1 pseudogene is annotated in these 236 nt (G+C 67.4%); it reads right to left on the bottom strand.

Features of this window, described 5'->3' with window-relative positions:
- A pseudogene (locus CU044_RS08770) lies at positions 1-188 on the bottom strand (hypothetical protein); the annotation flags it as partial.
- Between the last annotated feature and the right edge of the window lie 48 nt (positions 189-236).

Raw genomic sequence — 236 nt, 5'->3', positions numbered from 1 at the left:
GGAGTCGGCGCGAAGAAACGCCAGTTCGGCAGCAGCGAGAAGGTGTCCTTCAGCTGAAGCCGGTTGAACAGCTGATTGGGATGCTGGGTGGCGACCGTACTGACCAGCATCACCGCACCGGCGATACGCCAGCCGGCCCCCGGCCCCGTGAACAGGCTCTTGCCGATCTCCCGCGGTGATGTGCTCACTTGGCCGCCCCCTCGTGCTCGTCCGTGGAAGCGCCGGCCGGCAGACCG

Origin of the sequence: Streptomyces sp. L-9-10 (genome assembly GCF_004151105.1) — a bacterium.
Taxonomy (GTDB): domain Bacteria; phylum Actinomycetota; class Actinomycetes; order Streptomycetales; family Streptomycetaceae; genus Streptomyces.
The sequence above is the reverse complement of the archived record's forward strand: the minus strand, read 5'-3'. Positions and strand labels throughout refer to the sequence as shown.